General features: G+C 67.1%; 19 protein-coding genes. 12 read left to right on the top strand and 7 right to left on the bottom strand.

The annotated features are described in order from the left end of the window. The first annotated feature begins 48 nt into the window (after positions 1-48). The 3 genes from argH to GV792_RS19805 all read left to right on the top strand — a co-directional run bounded on the left by argH (position 49) and on the right by GV792_RS19805 (position 3,316). Positions 49-1,467, top strand: coding sequence for an argininosuccinate lyase (gene argH / locus GV792_RS19815; protein WP_163825678.1), 1,419 nt, complete (start codon positions 49-51; stop codon positions 1,465-1,467). A 9-nt stretch (positions 1,468-1,476) separates the two neighbouring features. Next, positions 1,477-1,800: a DMT family transporter gene (locus GV792_RS19810; protein ID WP_163825676.1), complete on the top strand. Its 324-nt coding sequence runs from the start codon at positions 1,477-1,479 to the stop codon at positions 1,798-1,800. Positions 1,801-2,143: 343 nt separating this feature from the next. Then, complete coding sequence (locus tag GV792_RS19805; RefSeq protein WP_163825674.1) at positions 2,144-3,316, top strand: PucR family transcriptional regulator; 1,173 nt, start codon at positions 2,144-2,146, stop codon at positions 3,314-3,316. A gap of 151 nt (positions 3,317-3,467) precedes the next feature. Here GV792_RS19805 and idi read toward each other — a convergent pair whose 3' ends face one another. Continuing rightward, positions 3,468-4,034, bottom strand: coding sequence for an isopentenyl-diphosphate Delta-isomerase (gene idi / locus GV792_RS19800; RefSeq protein WP_309138554.1), 567 nt, complete (start codon positions 4,032-4,034; stop codon positions 3,468-3,470). 166 nt (positions 4,035-4,200) lie between these two features. Here idi and GV792_RS19795 point away from each other — a divergent pair, with 166 nt between their 5' ends. Continuing rightward, a complete protein-coding gene (locus tag GV792_RS19795; protein ID WP_163825673.1) occupies positions 4,201-7,146 on the top strand; it encodes an acyl-CoA synthetase in 2,946 nt (981 codons plus the stop codon). A gap of 59 nt (positions 7,147-7,205) precedes the next feature. Here GV792_RS19795 and rffA read toward each other — a convergent pair whose 3' ends face one another. Further along, positions 7,206-8,345: a dTDP-4-amino-4,6-dideoxygalactose transaminase gene (rffA, locus tag GV792_RS19790; RefSeq protein WP_163825671.1), complete on the bottom strand. Its 1,140-nt coding sequence runs from the start codon at positions 8,343-8,345 to the stop codon at positions 7,206-7,208. Continuing rightward, complete coding sequence (locus GV792_RS19785) at positions 8,342-9,349, bottom strand: glycosyltransferase (protein WP_163825819.1); 1,008 nt, start codon at positions 9,347-9,349, stop codon at positions 8,342-8,344. Before GV792_RS19785 ends, rffA begins: the two co-directional genes overlap by 4 nt. Positions 9,350-9,599: 250 nt before the next feature. On the opposite strand from GV792_RS19785, the gene GV792_RS19780 reads away from it, so the two are divergent. Genes GV792_RS19780 through GV792_RS19770 form a run of 3 tightly spaced genes read left to right on the top strand, consistent with a single transcriptional unit; the run spans position 9,600 to position 12,675 of the window. Further along, positions 9,600-11,870, top strand: coding sequence for a hypothetical protein (locus GV792_RS19780; protein ID WP_175584578.1), 2,271 nt, complete (start codon positions 9,600-9,602; stop codon positions 11,868-11,870). Next, positions 11,867-12,436 carry a GtrA family protein gene (locus GV792_RS19775; protein ID WP_163825667.1) on the top strand — a complete coding sequence of 190 codons (570 nt, stop codon included), beginning with the start codon at positions 11,867-11,869 and terminating at the stop codon, positions 12,434-12,436. The genes GV792_RS19780 and GV792_RS19775 overlap by 4 nt, the downstream gene beginning before the upstream one ends. Positions 12,437-12,441: 5 nt before the next feature. Next, positions 12,442-12,675: a Trm112 family protein gene (locus tag GV792_RS19770; protein ID WP_163825665.1), complete on the top strand. Its 234-nt coding sequence runs from the start codon at positions 12,442-12,444 to the stop codon at positions 12,673-12,675. On the opposite strand, the gene GV792_RS19765 is transcribed toward GV792_RS19770, so the two are convergent. The 4 genes from GV792_RS19765 to GV792_RS19750 form a co-directional block, all read right to left on the bottom strand. Further along, complete coding sequence (locus tag GV792_RS19765) at positions 12,657-13,364, bottom strand: TetR/AcrR family transcriptional regulator (RefSeq protein ID WP_163825663.1); 708 nt, start codon at positions 13,362-13,364, stop codon at positions 12,657-12,659. The genes GV792_RS19770 and GV792_RS19765 overlap by 19 nt on opposite strands. Beyond that, positions 13,361-14,155: an ABC transporter permease gene (locus GV792_RS19760; protein ID WP_163825662.1), complete on the bottom strand. Its 795-nt coding sequence runs from the start codon at positions 14,153-14,155 to the stop codon at positions 13,361-13,363. The genes GV792_RS19765 and GV792_RS19760 overlap by 4 nt, the downstream gene beginning before the upstream one ends. Next, positions 14,152-14,883 (bottom strand): ABC transporter ATP-binding protein, encoded by a 732-nt coding sequence (locus GV792_RS19755; RefSeq protein ID WP_163825661.1) that lies wholly within the window; start codon positions 14,881-14,883, stop codon positions 14,152-14,154. Before GV792_RS19755 ends, GV792_RS19760 begins: the two co-directional genes overlap by 4 nt. A 93-nt stretch (positions 14,884-14,976) precedes the next feature. Beyond that, complete coding sequence (locus tag GV792_RS19750; RefSeq protein ID WP_175583235.1) at positions 14,977-16,497, bottom strand: multicopper oxidase family protein; 1,521 nt, start codon at positions 16,495-16,497, stop codon at positions 14,977-14,979. 198 nt (positions 16,498-16,695) lie between these two features. On the opposite strand from GV792_RS19750, the gene GV792_RS19745 reads away from it, so the two are divergent. The 5 genes from GV792_RS19745 (at position 16,696) to tyrS (ending at position 21,754) form a co-directional block, all read left to right on the top strand. Then, entirely contained in the window at positions 16,696-17,883 is a 1,188-nt protein-coding gene (locus tag GV792_RS19745) for an NAD(P)/FAD-dependent oxidoreductase (RefSeq protein WP_163825660.1), read from the top strand. Positions 17,884-17,954: 71 nt separating this feature from the next. Continuing rightward, positions 17,955-18,893 carry an RNA polymerase sigma-70 factor gene (locus GV792_RS19740; RefSeq protein ID WP_163825658.1) on the top strand — a complete coding sequence of 313 codons (939 nt, stop codon included), beginning with the start codon at positions 17,955-17,957 and terminating at the stop codon, positions 18,891-18,893. A gap of 174 nt (positions 18,894-19,067) precedes the next feature. Continuing rightward, complete coding sequence (locus GV792_RS19735; RefSeq protein WP_309138725.1) at positions 19,068-19,679, top strand: DNA-3-methyladenine glycosylase; 612 nt, start codon at positions 19,068-19,070, stop codon at positions 19,677-19,679. A 104-nt stretch (positions 19,680-19,783) separates the two neighbouring features. Next, positions 19,784-20,212: a DoxX family protein gene (locus GV792_RS19730; RefSeq protein ID WP_163825654.1), complete on the top strand. Its 429-nt coding sequence runs from the start codon at positions 19,784-19,786 to the stop codon at positions 20,210-20,212. A 249-nt stretch (positions 20,213-20,461) separates the two neighbouring features. Then, positions 20,462-21,754 (top strand): tyrosine--tRNA ligase, encoded by a 1,293-nt coding sequence (gene tyrS / locus GV792_RS19725; RefSeq protein ID WP_163825652.1) that lies wholly within the window; start codon positions 20,462-20,464, stop codon positions 21,752-21,754. Positions 21,755-22,182 lie beyond the last annotated feature (428 nt).

Raw genomic sequence — 22,182 nt, 5'->3', positions numbered from 1 at the left:
AACGTGCCCAGCACCCGTAACCAGACCTTCCGAGGAGACACCCACACCATGACGCAGAGCGGCGGAACCAACGAAGGTGCGCTCTGGGGCGGCCGATTCGCGTCCGGGCCCGCCGAGGCGATGGCGGCGCTGAGCAAGTCGACCCATTTCGACTGGGCGCTGGCTCCCTATGACATCCGCGCCTCCTCGGCGCACGCCAGGGTGCTGCACAAGGCCGGCCTGCTCTCCGACGGAGATCGCGACGCCATGCTGGCCGCGCTCGACCAGCTCGCCGCCGACGTGGCCTCCGGCGCGTTCGGCCCCGCCGAATCCGATGAGGACGTGCACGGCGCACTCGAGCGGGGACTCATCGAACGCGCGGGTACCGAGCTCGGCGGCAGGCTGCGCGCAGGCCGTTCCCGCAACGACCAGGTGGCGACGCTGTTCCGGATGTGGTTGCGCGACGCGGTGCGCCGGGTCGCCGCCGGACTGCTCGACGTGGTCGACGCCCTCGTCGCGCAGGCCGCGGCCCATCCGGACGCCGTCATGCCAGGTAAGACCCACTTGCAGGCCGCGCAGCCGGTGCTGCTGGCGCACCAGCTGCTTGCGCACGCGCATCCGCTGCTGCGTGATGTCGACCGGCTGCGTGACTTCGACAAGCGGGCCGCCATCTCGCCCTACGGTTCCGGTGCGCTCGCGGGTTCCTCACTTGGCCTCGACCCGGAGCAGATCGCCGCCGACCTCGACTTCGACGCCGCCGCCGCGAACAGCATCGACGCCACCTCCGCACGCGATTTCGCCGCCGAAGCCGCGTTCGTGCTGGCCATGATCGGGGTGGACCTGAGCCGGATGGCCGAAGAGGTCATCATCTGGAGCACACCGGAATTCGGCTACATCACCCTGGCCGACGCCTGGTCCACCGGCTCGTCGATCATGCCGCAGAAGAAGAACCCGGACGTCTCCGAACTCACTCGCGGCAAGGCGGGCCGTCTGATCGGCAACCTCACCGGCCTGCTGGCCACCCTCAAGGCGCAGCCACTGGCCTACAACCGGGACCTGCAGGAGGACAAGGAGCCACTGTTCGATTCGGTGGCTCAGCTGGAACTGCTGCTGCCCGCCATCGCAGGCCTGGTTTCCACCCTGACCTTCCACACCGACCGCATGGCGGAACTCGCGCCCGCCGGTTTCACCCTTGCCACCGATATCGCCGAATGGCTGGTGCGTCAAGGTGTTCCGTTCCGGGTGGCACACGAAGCCGCAGGCGGTTGTGTGCGTGCGGCAGAAGCCCGCGGCGTCGGCCTGGACGAGCTGACCGACGACGAGTTCGCCGCCGTTGATCCCGCGCTCACTGCACAGGTCCGTGAAGTGTTGACCGTCGCCGGATCGATCGCCTCGCGTAACTCGCGCGGCGGTACCGCGGGCATCCGGGTCGCCGAGCAGCTGAACGAGGTGCGTGCTGCTGCGGCCGGAGCGCGCGCCTGGCTCTAGTCTGCGCCCATGACGTTCCTGTTTCTCGCGTTGGCCATCGTCTCGGAGATCTCGGCGACCGTGTCGTTGAAACTGTCCGAAGGCTTCACCAAACTGGTGCCGTCGATTGTGGTGGTCATCGGCTATGCGGCGGCGTTCGTGTTCCTGTCGCAGGCGTTGAAGCGGGGGATGGGTGTCGGGGTCGCCTACGGCATCTGGTCGGCAGTCGGAGTGGCGGCGGTGGCCGTCATCGGGGCGTTGTTCCTTGACGAGCGGCTCAGCCTGGTGCAGGTAGGGGGGATCGTGTTGGTGATTCTCGGCGTGGTGGCGTTGGAACTGGGTGGGGCGCACTGAGTTTCGCGCTCGTTGGCCGGTCGCGGGGGCCGGTGGATGACGCTGTCGTAGACAATATGTCCTCTCGTATCGGCCAATGTGGACGATCCTCACCTGGCTCGGTGACGACCGCAGCGCGCTCACGGCCCCAATCCACCTGTGGCGCGTATCAATCGCGCTACGTAGATATGCGCATCAAACTATGTTGAACCTCCATGCTCAGGGCCTGCCGGCCCCAACCTCACGAGCCAACAAGGAGAGACGGCGCTCAGGTCGCAAATCGCAATGACCAACGGCCGATACTCTCCGCACCAGCACGCCCACTCGTAGCATGACGCCCGGATCTTCCGGCGAAGGAGGCGTGATGCAGGCGCAGATCCCCGATACGGCTCTGGCCGTACTGCACGATCGGGCGATCGCGGTCGTCGACCGGTTCGCAGCCGAACTACCGCTCTACGAGGGGCTGCCACAGTCGTTGATCGAAGGTGGCTTCCTGCACGGTTCGCGGCTGAATGTGGAGCTGTTCTTCGCGTTCCTGCGCACCGGCAAGCTCCCGGACGAAGCCGACACCAGGGAAATCGTGGACCTGGCGGTGGCCCGCGTGCGCGACGGTGCGCCGTTGGCGGAAGTGCTGAACAACTATCGGATCGGTGCGCACGTCGTGCGTTCACAACTGGCGGAATCGGGATCCGCCGAGGATTCCGAAATCCTCCGGGAAACCACCGAACCGCTGATCGAATACCTGCTGACGGTCACCGGGCGGATCGCCGTAGCGGCCGCGGCAGGTGTCCACGAGCCCGGTTGGGAACAGCGTGAACGCCTGCGGGTTGTCGCCGACGCACTGCTCTGCGGTACCGACCCGGGGGAGTGGCTGCCGGGGTCGCCGACACCGATCGGCACTGCGTTCCATGTCGTGGTCTTCCGGGTGGGCGACGGTGATCCGGCCGCGTTGACCGAACTGCGTAACGCCATCGATGCCGCACCCGGATCGTTCGTCCGGATGGACCGGCGCGGCTGGACTGCGCTGCTGCCGTGGGCGGAGCAAGCCGACGAGGAGGTGCCAGGTTCGCTCGCCGAGCTCGTGTCGAAATTCTCCGCCCGCACCGATTGTGGGTGGTGGGCCGGTGTGGCGCGGGCAGCGACCAGAGCACAGGTACCCGCGGCTTTCGCGGAAGCCAGGGTGCTGGCCGAGCTCGGCCGCTGCTTGGGACGGACCGAACCGGTATGCCTGCGGCGGGAACTGCCCTTGGAGTACACCCTGGCGCGCAGCGGGGCGGCCTGCGCCGATCTGGCCACGGTGCTGAATCCCCTCGATCATCAGCCACAATTGGCGCAAACACTGGACCTGTACCTCGACACCGATTTCAACCAGCTCGGCACCGCACGCGCCCTGTTCGTACACCGCAACACCGTGACCTACCGTCTTTCACGCATCCACGAGATCACCGGCTTCGACCCCGCCTCGGCGGTCGGTGCCGTGCAGCTCGCGGCCGCGCGCATCGCACGCCGGATTCAGGGCGGTCACTTCGCCGAGTGATCCTCCGCCGCAAGGCGACTTACCCGTGCTGCGGATTCGGATCGATTGGTCGTCTGCGCACCCGAATGGTGACGGCAGCGTCGTGCCCTGTGAAGACATGATCTGCACGAACGCGAATCACGGCGGAGGGGAGTGGCGGGCCCGGCAGATGTCAGGCGAGCGGCCGAACTGCGGACGTGGCGATATCCAGCACGGAACCCAACCATGGGCTGTAGCTGTCCGGGTCGTCCGCGAGCGCGGTACGCAACTGCGCGGGATCGACCCACGCGTAGTCGGCGACCTCGGCTGGATGCGGATGCGGGTCGACGTCGTCGAGCCGGCCGATGAGCACGTGATCCCATTCGTGCTCCACTCGTCCGGACGCCGGGTCCTCGGCCTGATAGCGGAAGACCCCGGCCTCGGTCAGCGCGGCGCGCACACCCATTTCCTCGATCAGCCGCACTGCGGCGGCCTCGATGACCGAGCCTCCCGGAGCGGGATGGCCGCAGCATGTGTTGGACCAGCGGCCCGGGAATCGGGTCTTGATCAGGGCCCGCTGTTGCAGCAGCACCCGGCCGGACCGGTCGAACAGCAGCACCGAGAACGCGCGATGCAGCATGCCCGGCGCCCGATGCGCCTGCGCCACCTGGCACGATCCGACCGCACGGCCATCGTCGTCGACCAGCTCGACTTCGAGGGTCTCGCGGTCGATCAGCGGGTTGGCGAGGGTATCGGTCACAAATCCCACCATATCTGCGGCATTGTCGCCGCCCCTGCTCACGGCGGTCCATGATGTAACACATCACAGCTGACACATGATCGAGGCGCGATATGGGAAGCTCGTTCGAACACATCGGGGTGTGTGATGGGCATCACGTTTCAGAGGGTAGGGCTGGGAGCGGATCGTGAAGTTGAGTGTGCGAGAGATGGCCGGATCGATGCAGCGGTTGATGGCGACCGCGCAGAACGGTCTGGAGGTGATCCGTTTCGGCGGGCTGAGTCATGACGTCGAGTCGTCGCCGTTCGAGGTGGTCGAGCGCCGCCGCATGTACCGGCTGCGACATTACTTCCCCGATGACACCACCCCCGGCCGTCCGGTCGCGGTGCTGGTGCCGCCGCTCATGGTCAACGCCGATATCTGGGATGTCAACGCCGAAGGTGGCGCGGTCGGCATTCTGCACAATGCCGGGATCGACTGCTGGGTGGTCGATTTCGGTTCACCGGCCATCGAGGAGGGCGGCTGGGAACGCGATCTCGCCGATCACGTCCTCGCCGTTGACAGCGCCATCGACACGGTCTGTGAGGCGACCGGTGCCGGTGTGCACCTGATGGGTTATTCGCAGGGTGGCATGTTCGCCTATCAGACCACCGCCTTCCGCTACGGCAAGGGCGTATCCAGCATCGTGACCTTCGGCAGCCCGGTCGACATAGTCGCGGGGATGCCGTTCGGACTGCCTTACGGCCTCGCCTCCGATGTCGCCGATTTCCTGGCCGACCATGTGGTGACCCGGCTGCCGATCACCGATTCGATGGTCCGTATCGGCTTCCAGATGCTCGATCCGGTGAAGACGGCGAAATCGAGGATCGACTTCCTACGTCAGCTGCACGACCGGGAGGCGCTGCTGCCGAAGGAACGTCAGCGTCGCTTCCTCAACAGCGACGGCTGGGTCGGCTACGCGGGACCGGCGGCGGCGGATCTGCTCAAGCAGTTCGTCGCGCACAACCGGATGATGCTCGGTGGTTTCGTGATCCGCGATCAGCCGATCTCTCTTGCCGAACTCAAATGCCCGATCCTGGCCTTCGTCGGCGAGGTCGACGATATCGGTCAGCCCGCGGCGGTCCGCGGCATCGTCCGCGCGGCACCGAACGCCGAGGTGTACGAGGCGACGCTGCTGGCCGGGCATTTCGGCCTGGTCGCGGGCAGCGTCGCCACCAACCACACGTGGCCGACGGTGCGCGATTGGATCGGCTGGGTCGACGGCAGCTCAGCGCTGCCGGAACCGGTCACACCGATGGCCGAACATGTGGACAGCAACCGGCCCCGTACCGCGACCACCCGCGTCGTGCACACCGCGGCAGCGCTGGCCGAAGCCGGCACCGGGATGGGTCGCGCGCTGGAAGGTATCGCGGGCAACACCGTGCGCGGGTCGCTCGAGCTGGCTGGAGAGGCCGCGCGGGCGCTGCCCCGGTTGACCCGCCTTGGCATGATCCAGCCGCACACCCGCATCTCGCTCGGCAAGCTCATGGCCGAGCAGTGCAAGCGTGCGCCGCTGCGGGAGTGCTTCCTGTTCGACGATCGGGTGCACACCAACGACGCCGTCGATGTCCGGATCGACAATGTGGTGCGCGGTCTGATCTCGGTCGGGATCCGGCCCGCGACCCGCGTCGGCGTCGTCATGGAGACCCGACCGAGCGCCCTGGTCGCCGTGGCTGCGCTGTCGCGGCTCGGTGCCGTCGCGGTGCTGCTGGCACCAGGCAGTGAGCTGCGCAGCGCGCTGGAGCAGACCGCGACCAAGATCCTGATCTCGGATCCGGAGAATCTGCGGCATGCGGCGGCGACCGGTCAGCGGGTGCTGGTGCTCGGTGGTGGCGACGCCCGCGGGCTCGATATCCCGCAGGGCGAGGACGTCATCGATCTGGAGCAGATCGATCCGGCGAAGGTGCGGCTGCCCGCCTGGTATCGCCCTAATCCCGGCCTGGCACGGGAGCTGGCATTCGTGCTGGTCACCGGCACGGGCGGCCGGTTGGAGATCAAGTACATCACCAATCACCGGTGGGCGCTGTCGGCGTTCGGCACCGCTTCGGCCGCCGACCTCGACCGCCGCGACACCGTCTACTGCTTGGCGCCGCTGCACCATTCATCGGGTCTGCTGGTCAGTCTCGGCGGTGCCGTCGCAGGCGGTAGCCGAATCGCGCTGGCCAGGTCGCTGGATCCAGCGCGCTTCGCCGAGGAGGTGCACCGCTACGGCGTCACCGTGGTGACCTACACCTGGACGATGCTGCGCGACATCCTCGACGCCCAGGTCTTCCCCGTCGGCCATCAGCATCCGATCCGGCTGTTCATCGGCTCGGGTATGCCCGCCGGGCTGTGGCGGCGCACCACCGAGCAGTTCGCGCCTGCCCGAGTGCTCGAGTTCTACGCATCCATCGAGGGCGATGTGGTGCTCGCCCACGTGTCGGGCAGCAAACCCGGCTGCAAGGGCAGGCCCGTGCCCGGCACCGCGCGCGTCGAGCTGGTCGCCTACGACCCGGTGACCGAACAGATCGAGGTGGACGAATCCGGATTCGCGCGTCGCTGCGCCGACAACGAGGTTGGCCTGCTGATCGGATCCGCCTCCGAGGGCGTTGACCTCTCGCGCGGCGGTCTGCGTGGTGTCTTCACCGCGGGCGATTCGTGGATGCCGACCGAGAACCTGTTCCGGCGGGACTCCGACGGTGACTATTGGTTGGTCGACCGCACCGACACCGTCATCCACACACCGCGTGGTCCGGTGTACACGCAGCCGATCGTCGACACTCTCAACGATGTCACCGCGGTCGATATGGAGGTCGCCTACGGTCTCCCGGTCGGTGACCGGACGCTGGCGGTGGCTGCGGTGTGTGTGCGCGACGGTTTCCGGTTGGAGCCCAAGGACGTCACCGAGGCGATGCGGGCACTCGACGCGCGGCAGCGGCCCGATCTGGTGCACGTGGTGGGCGAGATTCCCCGCAGTGCCTCGTATCGGCCGTCCACCCGTGCCGTACAGGCCGCCGGACGGCCGCAGCCGGGTCCGGATACCTGGTGGTACAACGCGGAGACCGAGTCCTATGAGGTGCTGACGGAGTCGGCGGGGCGCGAAGTACTCGGCTGAGTGGCGCGGTCCGGGTAGTACGCCGCTCGGACCGTATCCCGTCGGTAGTCGGCGATTCTCTAGACGGCGAACGCGGTCACCGCGTCTACCACTCGCTGGATCTGATCATCACCCAGCATCGGCCACAATGGCAGCCGGACGATGGTCGCCGAGAATTCGGCGCTGTGCGTGCACGGCACGGGCGTACGGCCGTACTTCAGGCCGGCGGGGCTGGAATCGAGCGGCACGTAGTGGAACGGCGCGACGATGCCGCGGTCGGCCAGGTGCCGGATCATGGTGTCGCGTATGTCTTCGCTGGGCAGCCGCAGGTAGAAAAGGTGCGCGGTGTGCTCCCGGTCGCCGGGCACCTGCATCAGCCGGACATCGTTGCGTCGCGCCCACTCCGGAAGTGCGGACGCATAGGCGTCCCATACCCGGTGACGGCCGGTCTGGATGCGATCGAATTCGGCCAGTTGCGCATCGAGCACGGCGGCATTGAGTTCGCTGGGCAGGTAGCTGGATCCGATGTCCTGCCAGGAGTATTTGTCGACTTGTCCGCGCAGGAACCTGGCCCGGTCGGTGCCCTTCTCTCGGATGATCTCGGCGCGGCCCATCAGGATCTCATCGGAGAGCAGCAGCGCACCGCCCTCACCACAATGCACGTTCTTGGTGTCGTGGAAGCTCTGCGTGCCGATGGTGCCGATGGTGCCGAGGGCGCGGCCGCGCCAGGTGCCGCCGAGGCCGTGCGCGTTGTCCTCGATGAGGGCGAGACCGTGCTCACCGGCGATCTCGAGCAGTGGCGCCATGTCGGCGGCGACTCCGCCGTAATGCATGACCAGGACGGCCTTGGTTCGGTCGGTGACCGCGTCGGCGACCGACATCGGGTCGATATTGCCGGTCGCAGGGTCGATATCGACGAACACGCAGGTCGCGCCGCGCAACGCGACGGCGGTGGCGGCGGAGGTGAAGGCGAAGCTGGGGACGATGACCTCGTCGTCTTGGCCCAATTCCAGCAGCAGCGCGCCCAATTCGAGCGCATGGGTGCATGAGGTGGTCAGCAGTGCGTGCGGGCTGTTGGTGATGGCTTTGATTTTCGCGGTCGCGGTCTTGGTGAAGCGGCCGTCGCCATGGCTGTGGTCGGAGTCGAGCACTGCGCGCAGGTTCTCGACCTCCGCCGCGGCGCGGTACGGCCTGCTGAAGATGACCCGATCCTCGCTCACCGGGCGACTACCTCGGCGCTCACCGGGTCGGCGGACGCTGTCTCGCCGCATCGCGGGGTCGGCGATTCGACGGTCAGATACAGCGGTTTGCCGACCAGAATATGCAGCGCGACACCGAGGTATTCCGCGATCAGGCCCAACGAGAACAGCACCGCACCCGAACACAGCAGCAGCACAACGATGATCGACGCCCAGCCTTCGGGATCACCGTTGTCACTGGTCAACGCCGTGTAGATGATGATCGCGGCAAGGATCCCGCCGGCCAGCGCGAGCGTCACCCCGAGCAGGCTGACCAGCCGCAGCCCACGGGTGCCGGTGCACAGCACCATCTTCCAGAACAGCGAGAACAGCCGCCGATAGTTGTAACCGGATTCCTCGCGGCCCTCGGCGCGCAATGCCACCGGTACCGACACAGTGGTCCCGACCACCCAGGTGAGCGCCACATCGAGATACACGCCGTTGGCGGCGACCTGGGCGAGCTGGCGCCCGATATCGCCGCGGATAAGGCGAAAGCTTTCGAACCTCGTCGAATCGGGGAACGCGAACACCGTCGCGAGCACCACTTTTGCGCCGCGCGAGGTGAGGTTGCGCAGAAAGCCGTGCGGGCGAGTGTTGGTCGGCTTCGAGTAGACAAGGTCGGCTCGGCCCGCCAGGGTGGCGTCGAGGAAGGCTGCGATACAGCCAGGATCGTGCTGGCCGTCCTCATCCATGGTGACGATCCATTCACCGCGTGCTTCGGCCATACCGGCGATGGTCGCCGCATCCTGACCGAAGTTGCGGCTCAACCACACCACGCGCACCTGCGGATAGTCGCGGCGCAATTGTTCGAGGACGACGTCGGAGCGGTCGGGTCCGTGATCGTGGACCAGCACGATGTCGTCGATGACGAAGGCGGTGCCGTCCGGGGTGAGCGTTGGACCCGACAGCTGATCGAGTTCGCGGACCAGCGCGCCGATGGTGCGTTCACCCCGATACACCGGGACCACTACCGATACCGAGCGCACGTCGCCATCGGTGTGCGCCGATTCCCGAGCCGACACGACGGAACCCGGAAGTGCGTTGATCGGCCCCGGAGAAGCTGGCCTGGGAGGAATCGGCATTGGCGAGATCGACTTTCGATGACGGTGCGCGTGCCGGTACTCGTCACGCATGGGTGAGCCCGAGCCGTCGTGAACGATAACACGGGGTCCGCGCCTGATTGCTGAACCGATTCCCCGGTGCGTCATCAGGTTCGCGACCGGCGGATGTGGTGGCATGTATGGTCTGGAACTCGTGGTGGAAAGTCGAGCCGGTATCCGGTCGGACGTGTTCAGGTGGGGCATCATCACCGCGATCGGCGTGGTCGCGGGGTATCTCGCTGTGCTCGCCGCCAACGTCCGGCATTTCTACACCGACGACACCGAATCCCAGTACGCCCCGCTGTGGGTGATGACCGGCCGATACCTGCGCGAGGGCCGGTTCCCCGCGATGGTGCCCGAGCATTGGCTCGCGGGCAATTACACGATCGAGGAAGCGGGCCTGCTGAATCCGCCGCAGCTGTTGATCGACCTGATCGCGCCGTCGGTGGACAACATCGCCTTGTACGCCACGCTCGTCAAGCTGATCTTCGCGGTGATCCTCGGGCTCGGCGTGTACCGGATCGCCCTGGTCTACGGCGCCAAACCGGCCTGGTCGGCCGTGGCGGGTGTGACGTTCCCGTTCACCGGGTTCCTGCTGTTCTTCGATGCCGCGAGCTGGATGACGGCCTTCACCGGAACCGCGTGGCTGGTGCATGCCTGGGCGTCGGGTGTGCGGTATGCCCGCGGCCGCAGCGGACCGATCCCGGTGTTCGTCTTCCTGTATTTGGCGATCTCGGTGCAGTACATCTTTCCCGCGGTCGAGGCGGGCGTGATGATCGCCGCGGTGATCGTCGGCGAGGTGATCTACCAGCGTCGCTGGGCGCCGCCGCTGCGACTGGTGGTCGTCGCCGAATGTGCGGCGGTGGCGGGACTGGCGACCTACCTGCCCAGTCTGCTGACCGCCGATGTCACCTGGCGCGGCGCCGAAGAGATCAAGAACGACCCGTTCCTGACGGTGCCGTGGTCGGAATCGTTGAATGCCAGCCTGCCGAGTACGCTGCCCGCCTTCACCTCATGGTGGGGTTTCGTGCAGCCGTTGCCGATGGTGTACATCGCCTGGTTCCTGATTCCGGCATTGGCGTTCATCGATTGGCGTCGTGCGGCGGGCGCGGCCCGTGAGCTCAGCGCCGTCGGCCTGTTCACCGTCGTCGCGCTGCTGTGGACGGCGGGGCCGGGCACGATGGGGCCGCTGCGCTGGCCGGCGCGGGTGCTGCCGATGGTGGCACTCGGCCTGCTTCTGCTGGTGTGTGTGCTGCTGGGCAGATACGGCACCGTCGCCGGTTGGCGTAGGCGCGGTATCGGCGCTGGACTGCTGATCGGTGTGCTGCTGCTGCGTTCGCTCGCGGCGGCACCGAAAGAGGCTGTCTGGCATATCGTGTCCGCGCTGGGGGTGGCCGCGCTCGGAGCAACCGTGGTGTGGCTCGGCCGCACCCGCGGTACGGCTCTGGCCTGCGCACTGAGCATCGCCGCGGTGGCGCCCATCGCTTATTTGCAGGTGCGGGCCGCGCAGCCGACACCGATGAGTTGGAATCTGCCCGCGAACCGGGCCGAGGCGAAGGCCGCGTTCCCGGATTTCCCCGGCAACACGCTGCAACTGGGGGAGCGCGGTCTGATCCAACCCGGGCAGAACAACCTCGACGACGCTTACGGTTCGCTGGTGTTCGGCAATTACGCCAAGGACTTGGAGCTGACCTACGTCGGCGGCTACACCCCGAACGGGCACTTCTATTTCGGTGAGCTGCTGTGCATGCGCTGGGACACCAGCGTCTGTCCGGACGCCTATCGTCGCGCCTTCGTCACCGAACCAACCACCGGGCGCCCGATCGTCGACCTGATGCTGATCGACCGGGTCGTTCTACAGCGGGCACTGTTCCCCGACGCACGCACCCAACCCGCCCCGCCCGGCTGGAAATGGGTCGACTACCCCGGCCATGAGGACTACATCTCGGTCCTCGAGCGCGTGGACGGCCTCCTCTCGACCCGCAGCGGCCGCATCGCCCATAGCGACGGTGTCACCGCCACCTCGCTCGGCGAATCGGATCTGACCAGCCGCATCCGCGTCGACTCCGACACCGGCGGCAAGGTCGTGTTCGCCAGGCTCGGCTGGCCCGGCTACCGCGCGAGTATCGATGGTCGCGAGGTGCCGATCAGTGTCGTCGCGAAAACATTCGTCGCCGTGGACATCCCACCCGGTACCGAGGGTGCGGAACTGGTGCTGAGCTGGCGCCCGCCCGGGTGGAAGATCGGCGGTGCGGCGATCGTTGCCGGGCTGATCGGGCTCGCGGTCATGGAATGGGCTTACCTGCGTGGCCGCCGCCGCGACACCGACGAACCCGCCGAGCCTCCGTCAGCTGAACCGGAGACACCCGAGCCGGACGAGCCCGACTTGGTGGAAGCCCGAACATGAGCGGCCCCCGCGCCGCAGCCCAGCCGGATCCGCACCGGCCCGGCCCCGTCGACATCGCGGGGGTCTCCGGGTCCGCAACCGCTGAGGCAGCGCTCTCGGAAGCGGACGTCCCGCAGCCTGCGGTGGCCGGCGGGCAGGTGCTCGCCGCGGACCACGATCCCGGCCCGCTGCTGCGTTTGGTCCGCCGCCAGGAGCTTGCGTTCGCCGTGGTGGGTGGCTTCAACACGCTGCTCGGCATCGTGCTCACCGTGGCCTGGCTCGCGGTGCTCGGCGACGATGTGCCGCCGTCGGTCGCCGTGGTCGTCGCCTACTGCCTGAGCGTGTTCGTCGCGTTCGTACTGCATCGGACGCTGGTCTTCCGGGTACGCGGGCACCTGATACGTGATTTCCTGGCGTTCGTCGCGGTCAATTCCGGTGGGCTGCTGATGAACGTGGTCCTGCTGGAACTCGCCGTGACGGTGCTCGGTTTCCCGGATGAGCCCGCCGCGGTCGTCGTGATGGGATTCGTTGCGGTGGTGAGCTTCTTCGGCCACCGTCATATCTCGTTCCGGCGGCGGGTAGGTTAGCCATCATGCCGGAGGAAACCACCGTCGACGCCACACTGCTGAGCCTGCTCGCCTGCCCGCAGGACAAGGGTCCGTTGCACCTGGTGCGCACCGGCGCCGGCGCGAGCGAGCTCTACAACCCGCGCCTGCACCGCGCCTACCCGATCCACAACAGCATTCCGGTGCTGCTCATCGACGAGGCACGCGATGTCGACGACGCCGAGCACGCGCAGTTCAGCACTCAGTTCTCCGAGTCCTGAACCACCACCGGTGCAGCGAGGTCCTCGTTGCCGAGTTCACCGGTGAGATAGTGCTGCACCGTCGGACCGACCACCGCGACAATCTGCGGTAGCGGCATCGACGCCATCGGTTCCAGCATGGCGATCTTGCGTGCCACCAGCAGGCCGACCATCTGTGAGGCGGCGAGATTCATTCGCAGCGTGCCGTCGTCCTCGGGTGTGGCGATGCGGGCACGGATCCGTTCGAGCACCACCTCGAGCAGGAATGCCCGAGTCAGGGACGGTCCGCTACCGCCGAGGAAGCTGCGCACAGCCGCGACCACCCCGGCTCCGGCGGGGGAGTCCCACACCGAAACCACCGCCCGGACGATCGTTTCGCCGATCTGGTCCAGCGGCGCGTTGTCCACCGCCCGCAGCGTCACCTCCGGATCGATCGGCATCTCGATCACCGCCGCGAACAACTGCTGTTTGGACCCGAAATAGTGGTGCACGAGCGCGGGATCGACCCCGGCGTCGACCGCGATCGCCCGGATCGACGTCTTGCCGAATCCGGTTTCGGCGAAGCGGGCCCGCGCGGCATCGATGATCGCCTCTTTGGCGCCCGAATGTCCCGGCCTGCGCCCGGTGCGGGCAGTCGATGCGCTCTTGCGCGCGACCCTGCGTTCTCCGCGAGCGCCCGCGGTGCCGTCGCCTGGTGCGGCCGTGCTCATGCCGTCCGCCGCCGCAATGTGGCCGCACCCAGACACAACGCCACCACGGCGAATCCGGCCACCACCGCGAGATCCCGCCACATCGCCGCCGTCGGCTCGGCATGCACCGACACCTGCTGCAATGCGTCGACGGCGTAACTCAACGGCATCACATTGCTGATCGCCTCCAGCCAGCCCGGTAGCTGATCGCGCGGCACCAGCAGCCCACACAGGAAGATCTGCGGCGCGACCACCAGCGGCATGAACTGCACGGCCTGGAACTCGGTCCTGGCGAACGCGCTGGCCAGCAGGCCGAGGGCGACACCGAGCACCGCGTCGACCACCGCGATGAGCACCACCCAGCCGGGATTGCCCGCCGCGTCGAGCCCGAGCAGCCCGAACGACACCAGGCACGCCGTCACCGCCTGCGCCGCGGCGGCCGAGGAGAACGCGGTGCCGTAGCCGCCGAGCAGATCGAGCTTCGACAGCGGCGTGGTGAGCAGCCGCTCCAACGTGCCCGAGGTGCGTTCGCGCTGCATGGCGATCGCGGTGATCAGGAACATCACGATGAACGGCAGGATGCCGAGCATGCTGATGCCCACCCGGTCGAACAGCGTCGTGGCCTGGTTCGGCGCCTTCGGTGTGTCCTTGTAGATGAAGTACAGCAAGGTCATCAGCAGTGCGGGTACGACAAGGATCATCGCCACGGTGCGGTGATCGTTGCGCAGCTGACGAAGGATGCGCGTGGTCGTTGCCAGATACGGACGCATCGATAGCCGCCGGGCGGGGACGCGGTCGACGAGTGTGCTCATGCTGCCTTTCCCATCGTGATGAGGCTCAAGAAGGCCTGTTCGAGGTTTTGTTCGCCGGTTTCGTTTCGCAGTTCGTCCGGGCTGAGCTGTGCAAGGAGGTTGCCCTCGCGCATGAGCAGCAGCCGATCGCAGTGGTCGGCCTCGTCCATGACGTGACTGGACACCAGCAGCGTGGTGCCGGTGGCGGCGAGCTCACGGAACTGCTTCCACAGATCGACCCGCAGCACCGGATCGAGCCCGACGGTCGGTTCATCGAGGACGAGCAGCTCCGGCGAGGCCACCAGTGCGCAGGCCAGCGAGGCGCGGGTGAGCTGCCCACCGGACAATTCGTCGCCGCGCTGGTGCTGATAGTCGAGCAGACCGACGGCGCCGAGCGCTTCGTCGATATCGCCGCGATCGCCGCGGTAGAGCGCAGCGAAATAGGCGACGTTGTCGCGCACGCTGATATCGGGATAGATGCTGGGCGACTGGGTGACATAGCCGATGCGTCTGCGCAGCATCGCCGATCCCGCAGGCATCCCAAGGGCCCTGACCTCGCCCGACGCCACGATCTGCGTGCCGACGATGCTGCGCATCAACGTCGTCTTACCGCAACCGGATGGGCCGAGTAGCCCGGTGATCGACCCGCGGGGAATGGTCAGTGACACGCCGTGCAGGACTTCGCGTCCACCGCGGTGCACGGTGAGGCCGTCCACCTCCACGGCCGGTGATGACGGGGTGTGCGACATGGCCGCCTCAATTCATCGAGTGGTGAATTCACTGTCTGATGAATTTAGCGCCGCAGGTCAGAGGCGCGCAAGACCCTGTACGAAGACAATTGGTCAATGCCCGTGAACGGGTGGCGTGGCCGCCGCACCGCCGGGTTCCACGACCACGAACTGGCCCATCATTCCCGTGTCCTCATGCCAGAGCAGATGACAGTGATACATGTACGGCGTCTGCGGGTCGGCAGGCCCATCGAAGCGAAGGGCGAGCCGGACCGAACCGCCCGGCGGCAGGAAGACGGTGTCCTTGGGCCCCGATAGTGCCGGTGGGGGCGCCGACCCATCGCGTTCGAGCACCCGGAACTGCACATCATGGACGTGGAAGTTGTGCGGCATCCCGTCGATATTGCGGACCGTCCAGATCTCGGTGCTGCCACGCGTCACGGCGAAATCCACCCGGTCCATCGCCATCTGCTGACCGTTGATCGAACCGAAGCTCAGGTCGAACTCGCGCTCGGCCACGGCACCGGACCCATCGGGGATCTCGGGCCGGACAAGGGCGGCGGGCAAGGCGGGCGAAGGCCGCAGAGTGTCGGCCGGCCGGAACTGCATGATGTCGAAGGTGTCGTCGCCGCCGCTGAAACGTTGGGTCCAGAAATCCAGTCCGGCATCGAGCGGATAGCTGCGCAGCGTTGTCGGCGTGCCCGGCTCGAATCGCACGACGACCTCGGCGCGCTCACCCGGCGAGAGCTGAATCCGGTTCAGCTCTGCGGGCCGCTCCACCAGGCCGCCATCGGTGCCGATGAGGGCGAACGGGCGGCCGTCGGAGAAGCCGAAGGTGTAGCTGCGCGCGGTGGAGGCGTTGAGCAGCCGCAGCCGTACCAACTCGTCGCCCACCGTCCGGAAGGGGGCGAGTGCGCCGTTGACCACGGTCTCATCGCCGAGAAAGCCCACGTCACGGAACATAGCGTGGGCGCTGTCGAACTGGTCGCCGCGGAACTTGACGTCCTGCACGATGATCGGCAGATCGTCGACCCCGTAGGTTCGCGGCAACGTGAGCGCATCGGCGGCCGGATCATCGAGCAAGAACACTCCCGCCAACCCGCGCCGCACATGGGATTCGGTCTCGCCATGCGGATGCGGGTGGTACCAGAGGGTCGCCGCGGGCTGATCGATCGTCCACTGCGGTGCCCAGTCCGCGCCCGGCTCGACCATCTGATGCGGCCCACCATCCATCGCCGCAGGCAGATGCATCCCGTGCCAGTGCACCGTTGACGCCTCCGCCAGCGCATTGTGAACCTGGACCCGCACCCGCTCACCCCGCGATGCCCGCAGTGTGGGGCCGAGATAGGCGCCGTTGAATCCCCAGGTATCGGTGAACTGCCCCGGCCGGAATTCCGCGCGGCCCGCCCGCATCTCCAGGTCGAAGACCCGGGTTCCATCAGCCTCGACCCGCGAATCGGCCAACGGCGGAATTGGTAGCTCATCGGTGAATTCGACCGCCCCGACGGTGCTGACATCAGCGCGCTGATACACAACCACCACACCGATCAGCACGGCGAGCGCGGCCACCATCAGTGCCGACGCGGCAACAACTATCAGCCGGCGCACGGCGGCAGCTCTTGTCCTGCGAAACATATTCCGACGCTAGGGATTACCAGGGCTTTCACACATCGGGGACCGGCCCTGATCGGGCCCTGGTTCGACCCTGAAGCGATCACCTATGAACTGTGATCCAGTTCACATTGTGGAGTGTCACGTCCGAGCGAGCTCATTTGTCCCATGGTCGTCACCAGCCGAGGAAACCCCGGGTGACTCGACCGAGGAGCGAAAGCCATGACCACCATCGCGACCACCGAACACCGCGTCGTCATCGTCGGCGCCGGCTATACCGGCATGCTCACCGCCGTCCGGCTGGCCCACCGCACCCGCGGCCGCGGCGTCCGGGTCACCCTGATCAACCCGTCGGATCGCTTCACCGAACGGCTGCGCTCGCATCAGATCGCCGCCGGTCAGGAGCTGGCCGACTATCGAATCCCCGACCTGCTCGACGGCACCGGCATCGAATTCGTCCGGGGCCGAGCCACCGCCATCGACCCGCGGGCTCGCCGAGTCACCGTCGACAGCACGACCACGCTGCCCTACGACGAACTGATCTACGCGCTCGGCAGCCGAGCCGACACCCACCGCGTGCCCGGCGTCGTCGAGCATGCCTGGACGCTCGACGATCCGCGCCGTGCGCACGAGTTCTCCCAACGGCTGGCCACCATGGCCGCGTGCGGCGGCACCGTCGCGGTCTGCGGCGGCGGCCTGACCGGAATCGAGGCCGCTACCGAGATCGCGGAAAGCCACCCCGGTGTCCGCGTGACGTTGATCAGCAACGGCGAGCCCGGCGCAATGATGGGCGAGCGGGCACGCGCCTACCTCGACCGTGCGCTGGACCGGCTCGGCATCGCCCGTCGCATCGGCACCCCCGTGAGCAAGGTGCTGCCCGACGCCATCGAACTGGCCGACGGCGAACTCGTGCCCGCGGATCTCACCCTGTGGACCGCTGGTGTGCAGGTCGCACCACTGGCGACCGAGGCCGGCATTGCTACCGACGATCGCGGTCTGGTCCTGGTCGATCCGACCCTGCGTTCGCTGTCGCATCCGGAGATCCACGCCGTCGGCGACGCTGCCGCGGTCGAACAGGCGTGGGGGCGCATCCACGGCACCTGCCAGAGCGGCATGCCCACCGCCGCCTATGTGGCCGACACCCTCGCGCGCAGACTGCGCGGCAAGCAGGTGAAGCCCTTCCGGTTCGGCTATTTCCACCAGCCGGTCAGCCTCGGCCGCCGCGATGCCGTCATCCAGTTCACCCACGCCGACGACACACCGCGGCGCTGGTACCTGAAGGGCCGGGCCGCGGTCTGGTACAAGGACGCCGTCAGCAGCAGCCCGGTGCCGATCTTCCGGATGAGCAGGCAGATGACCATCTCGGTGTCACTGTCAAAGGGCGGCCGCGCGACCCGCGTCCACGCATGAGGTTCCATGATCGGTGACCGGAATGCCGTGATCCGGTCACCGATCCCGGCTCCGCTGGGAAGGATGACACCATGGCCCGCGACCACCTCGAGCCCGCGTCCGAACAGCAAACACCCACGACTCGGGCCGACCCGTTCGCCGAACATCGACGACTGCTGTTCAGCACCGCGTACCAGATGCTCGGCAGCGTCACCGATGCCGAAGACGTCCTGCAGGACACCTGGCTGAAATGGCATTCGATCGACCAGCACACCGTCACACACCCGAAGGCGTACCTGGTCCGCATCGTCACCAATCTGGCCTTGAACCGGCTCACCTCCGCGCGTGCCACCCGCGAGACATACATCGGTCCGTGGCTGCCCGAACCCCTGCTGACCGCGCCCGCCGCCGCGGAGGAGACCGAATTGGCCGACACAGTCTCGACCGCCATGCTCGTCGTCCTCGAAACACTGGGCCCGGTCGAACGCGCCGTCTTCGTGCTGCGCGAAGTCTTCGGCTACACCCACGCCGAGATCGGCGAGTTCCTCGACCGCCCCGAGGCGAGCGTGCGCCAGATCGCGTATCGCGCCCGCTCCCACGTTCAGTCCAGACGTCCCCGCTTCGACACCGATAGGGCCGCGCGCGAAGCCGTGACCGACCGATTTCTCGCCGCTTGCCGAGGCGGAGACCTGAACGCGTTGATGGAATTGCTCGCCCCCGACGTCACGTTGTGGAACGACGGCGGTGGCAAGATCACCGCGGCACGTCGCCCACTGCACGGCCCCGACCACGTCGCCCGGTGGCTGCTCGGAGTCTTGGCCAAACCCATCCTCACCGGCATCGAACTCGATGCGACCACCATCAACGGCGAACTCGGCCTCGTCGGTGTGCTCGGCGATCTCCTCGTCGGCGCCATCACCTTCGACCTGGTCGACGGCCGGATCCAGAACGTGCGCTTCCAAGTCAATCCCGACAAGCTCGCCGGACTGGCGAGCCTGGTGAATCGGCAGGACCCGGCCGGGCATGAGTGATCGGTCCGGGACCGTCGCCACGTCGCCTGCGGAATCGACCGACCGGCACCGCCGGGCATGGCCCGCCCGGGTGTGCCGGGCGTCGCCGCTCCACCATGAGTTGGTCGACCCCGCTCTGGCAGAGTTCGGATGCGGCCGCTGCGCCGGTCGTGTCCGGCTGGGAGAATCCCTGGCGTGAGTGCCGAGGAACTTGCCGTGGAACCGCTGGCGGCTGCGCACCGATTGCTCGGCGCGACGCTGTGGTCGGGCCCGGTCGGGGTGCGCATCGTCGAGGTGGAGGCGTACGGGGGAGACCCGGAGGGGCCGTGGCACGACCCGGCGGCGCACTCCGGCCGCGGCAGAACCCCGCGCAACGCCGTCATGTTCGGACCGCCCGGGGTGCTGTACGTCTACTTCAGCTACGGCATGCACACCTGCGTCAATGTCACCAGCGGACCCGACGGCGTCGCCAGTGCGGTCCTGATCCGGTCGGGTGAGGTCGTCGCGGGTGCGGAGGTGGCCCGCGGCCGCCGCGTCGCCGCGCGTAGCGATACCGCGCTCGCCCGTGGGCCGGGAAATCTCGGCAGTGCGCTCGGAATCACCTTGGACGACTACGGGACCCGGTTGTTCGACGCCGCGTCGCCGATCCGCCTCGAACTCGGTCCGGCACTGGACCCTTCGGCGATCGCCGAAGGGCCACGGGTGGGTGTGAGCCTTGCCGCCGACCGCCCATGGCGGCTGTGGTTGCCGGATTCACCTGCGGTTTCGGCCTATCGGCGCAGTCCGCGGGCGGCCGAGGCCGGCTAGCTCGGAGGAAGTTTCTCGGCGGGTGCGATGAATTTCCCGAGGCGGCTCCGTCTTGTCTGGTGAACGCGCTACCAACCCGGCGCGCACGACCCGAAGGAATCGACATGACCGTCAACACCGCCACCGCCACCACCGTCGCCTACCGTCCGGGCTCCATCCGCAACCGCGTCCTGTGGACCTTGCAGATCGTGCTCGGCCTGTTCTTCATCATCGCCTCCGGCGGGCCGAAACTGGTGATGCCGCAAGCGCTGATGGACAACGCCCCGGAGAACCTCACCATCCCGATCGGGCTGCTGATCTTCATCGGGCTCGTCGAGGTCGCGGGCGGTGTCGGGCTGATGGTGCCGAAGGTGAGCGCCCTTGCCGCCGCAGGCCTGACCGTTCTCACCGTGCTGGCCGCCGCCACCCAGGCGTTCATCGCCAATGCGCCCGAAATGGCGATCTTCCCGCTGGTGCTGGCCGCGATCTTCGCCTGGATCGCTTACGAGCGCCGCTCCACCATCGCCGACCTGCGCAGCGCACTCTCGCGATGACCCAGCCCTGAGCACGACCGGCGATCGGTACCCACCGATCGCCGCGTCGTGCGTTTCGCGATCGATCACTTGTCGGGTTGGCGGTGATCGGTCCGACGGTCATCTGGTCGGCGAAGCCCCGGGCGCCGCACCAGGTGGCCGTCGCCGTCCCTGGGCAGATCACCGGTCCCCACGGTTCCGGCCCGTCCCGCAATTCGTGCCGGGACCTGGGCATCGGTGCAGTACCGGCGTACGGAAAGATGGCATGGCGTGAGCGGCCACATCATCGACGAACTGACCTGGCGCGGTTTGATCGCGCAGTCCACCGACCTCGACGCCCTGCGCGCCGCGCTGGCCGAGGGCCCGCAGAGCCTCTATGCGGGGTTCGACCCCACCGCGGCGAGCCTGCACGCCGGTCACCTCGTGCCGCTGCTGGCTTTGAAGCGGTTCCAGCGCGCGGGGCATCGCCCGATCGTGCTGGCCGGCGGTGCCACGGGACTCATCGGTGACCCGCGCGACGTCGGCGAACGCACTATGAACTCTGCCGACACCGTTGCCGACTGGGCCGATCGGATCCGCTCGCAGCTCGAGCGCTTCGTCGACATCGACGATTCTCCGACCGGCGCGATGATCGTGAACAACATGGACTGGACCGGTCAGCTCTCGGCTGTGGACTTCCTGCGCGATGTCGGCAAACACTTCTCGGTCAACGTCATGCTCGCTCGCGACACCGTCAAACGGCGGCTCGACGGCGACGGCATCTCCTACACCGAGTTCAGCTACATGCTGCTGCAGGCCAACGACTACCTGCAGTTGCGCCGCAACCACGGATGTGTGCTCCAGGTCGGCGGCTCCGATCAGTGGGGCAACATCATCGCGGGCGTCGAGCTGAACCGTCGCGTCGACGGCGCTCACGTGCACGCCATGACTGTTCCACTGGTGACCTCGGCCGACGGCAAGAAGTTCGGCAAGTCAACCGGAGGCGGCAGTCTCTGGCTCGACCCCGAGATGACCAGCCCCTACGCCTGGTACCAGTACTTCGTGAACACCGCCGATGCCGACGTCGTCCGCTACCTGCGCTGGTTCACCTTCCTCGATCAGGCCGAACTCGCCGAGCTGGAGCAGGCCACCGCCGAACGCCCGCACGCCAGGGAGGCCCAGCGCAGGCTCGCTGCGGAGATGACCGATCTGGTGCACGGTGCCGAGCACACCCGCGCCGTCCAGCTCGCCAGCCAAGCCCTCTTCGGTCGCGCCGATCTGCGTGACCTCGACGAGTCGACCCTCGGCTCGGCACTGCGCGAGGCCGCGGTGGACGGGACCGTGGCCCAGATCGGACCCGGCCAGCCCGACACGATTGTTGATCTGCTGGTCGCTACCGGGCTGTGCGAGAGCCGCGGTGCGGCCCGCCGCGCCGTCAACGAGGGTGGTGCGTCGGTGAACAACGAGCGCGTCACCGATATCGAATGGGCCCCGCAATCGGGGGACTACCTGCACGAACGATGGCTGGTGCTGCGACGCGGCAAGCGCAACTTCGCCGGTGTCCTGCGAGCCGACGGAAAATGATCTTGGTGGCCTGAGTCACATCCGTGTGATTCAGGCCGTTTCCAAGGCCAATGACAAGCCCCTGACCTGCGCGAACATGATGCTGACGTGGCGATTTGACGTGATGTTCTCCGCCGCGTAACTTATTCAACGTCAGAGCGACACGGACACCGACCCGGAGCCCACAGGGCCTGGGAAACGAGGTAGTACGGGGAGCGCCTGATAGGCCGGTCCACCCAGGGTTTGACTCTGAGTCACTGACCGGCTAGGCTAGAAAAGTTGCCTCACAGAAGCCCCAGCAAGATTCTGGAGTGGATGTTTGTGCGCCTGTTCTTTGAGAACTCAATAGTGTGTCGATGAATGTCAGTGCCAAATAATATATTTGGTTCCGGCCTCTCATACCCCCGTGTGTTGAGGTCGGACATTTAGTCAGCAAATCTTTTTGCTGG

It is taken from the genome of Nocardia cyriacigeorgica, from assembly GCF_010868145.1.
GTDB lineage: Bacteria > Actinomycetota > Actinomycetes > Mycobacteriales > Mycobacteriaceae > Nocardia > Nocardia cyriacigeorgica_D.
Note: the sequence above shows the minus strand (reverse complement) of the source record. Positions and strands in the feature narration are given on the sequence as shown.

What these genes read in the sequence shown, in the direction of transcription:
- argH (WP_163825678.1), top strand. Translation starts at nt 49, where the DNA reads ATGACGCAGAGCGGCGGAACCAACGAAGGTGCGCTCTGGGGCGGCCGA.
- GV792_RS19810 (WP_163825676.1), top strand. Translation starts at nt 1,477, where the DNA reads ATGACGTTCCTGTTTCTCGCGTTGGCCATCGTCTCGGAGATCTCGGCG.
- GV792_RS19805 (WP_163825674.1), top strand. Translation starts at nt 2,144, where the DNA reads ATGCAGGCGCAGATCCCCGATACGGCTCTGGCCGTACTGCACGATCGG.
- GV792_RS19780 (WP_175584578.1), top strand. Translation starts at nt 9,600, where the DNA reads ATGTATGGTCTGGAACTCGTGGTGGAAAGTCGAGCCGGTATCCGGTCG.
- GV792_RS19775 (WP_163825667.1), top strand. Translation starts at nt 11,867, where the DNA reads ATGAGCGGCCCCCGCGCCGCAGCCCAGCCGGATCCGCACCGGCCCGGC.
- GV792_RS19770 (WP_163825665.1), top strand. Translation starts at nt 12,442, where the DNA reads ATGCCGGAGGAAACCACCGTCGACGCCACACTGCTGAGCCTGCTCGCC.
- GV792_RS19765 (WP_163825663.1), bottom strand. Translation starts at nt 13,364, where the DNA reads ATGAGCACGGCCGCACCAGGCGACGGCACCGCGGGCGCTCGCGGAGAA.
- GV792_RS19760 (WP_163825662.1), bottom strand. Translation starts at nt 14,155, where the DNA reads ATGAGCACACTCGTCGACCGCGTCCCCGCCCGGCGGCTATCGATGCGT.
- GV792_RS19755 (WP_163825661.1), bottom strand. Translation starts at nt 14,883, where the DNA reads ATGTCGCACACCCCGTCATCACCGGCCGTGGAGGTGGACGGCCTCACC.
- GV792_RS19750 (WP_175583235.1), bottom strand. Translation starts at nt 16,497, where the DNA reads ATGTTTCGCAGGACAAGAGCTGCCGCCGTGCGCCGGCTGATAGTTGTT.
- GV792_RS19745 (WP_163825660.1), top strand. Translation starts at nt 16,696, where the DNA reads ATGACCACCATCGCGACCACCGAACACCGCGTCGTCATCGTCGGCGCC.
- GV792_RS19740 (WP_163825658.1), top strand. Translation starts at nt 17,955, where the DNA reads ATGGCCCGCGACCACCTCGAGCCCGCGTCCGAACAGCAAACACCCACG.
- GV792_RS19730 (WP_163825654.1), top strand. Translation starts at nt 19,784, where the DNA reads ATGACCGTCAACACCGCCACCGCCACCACCGTCGCCTACCGTCCGGGC.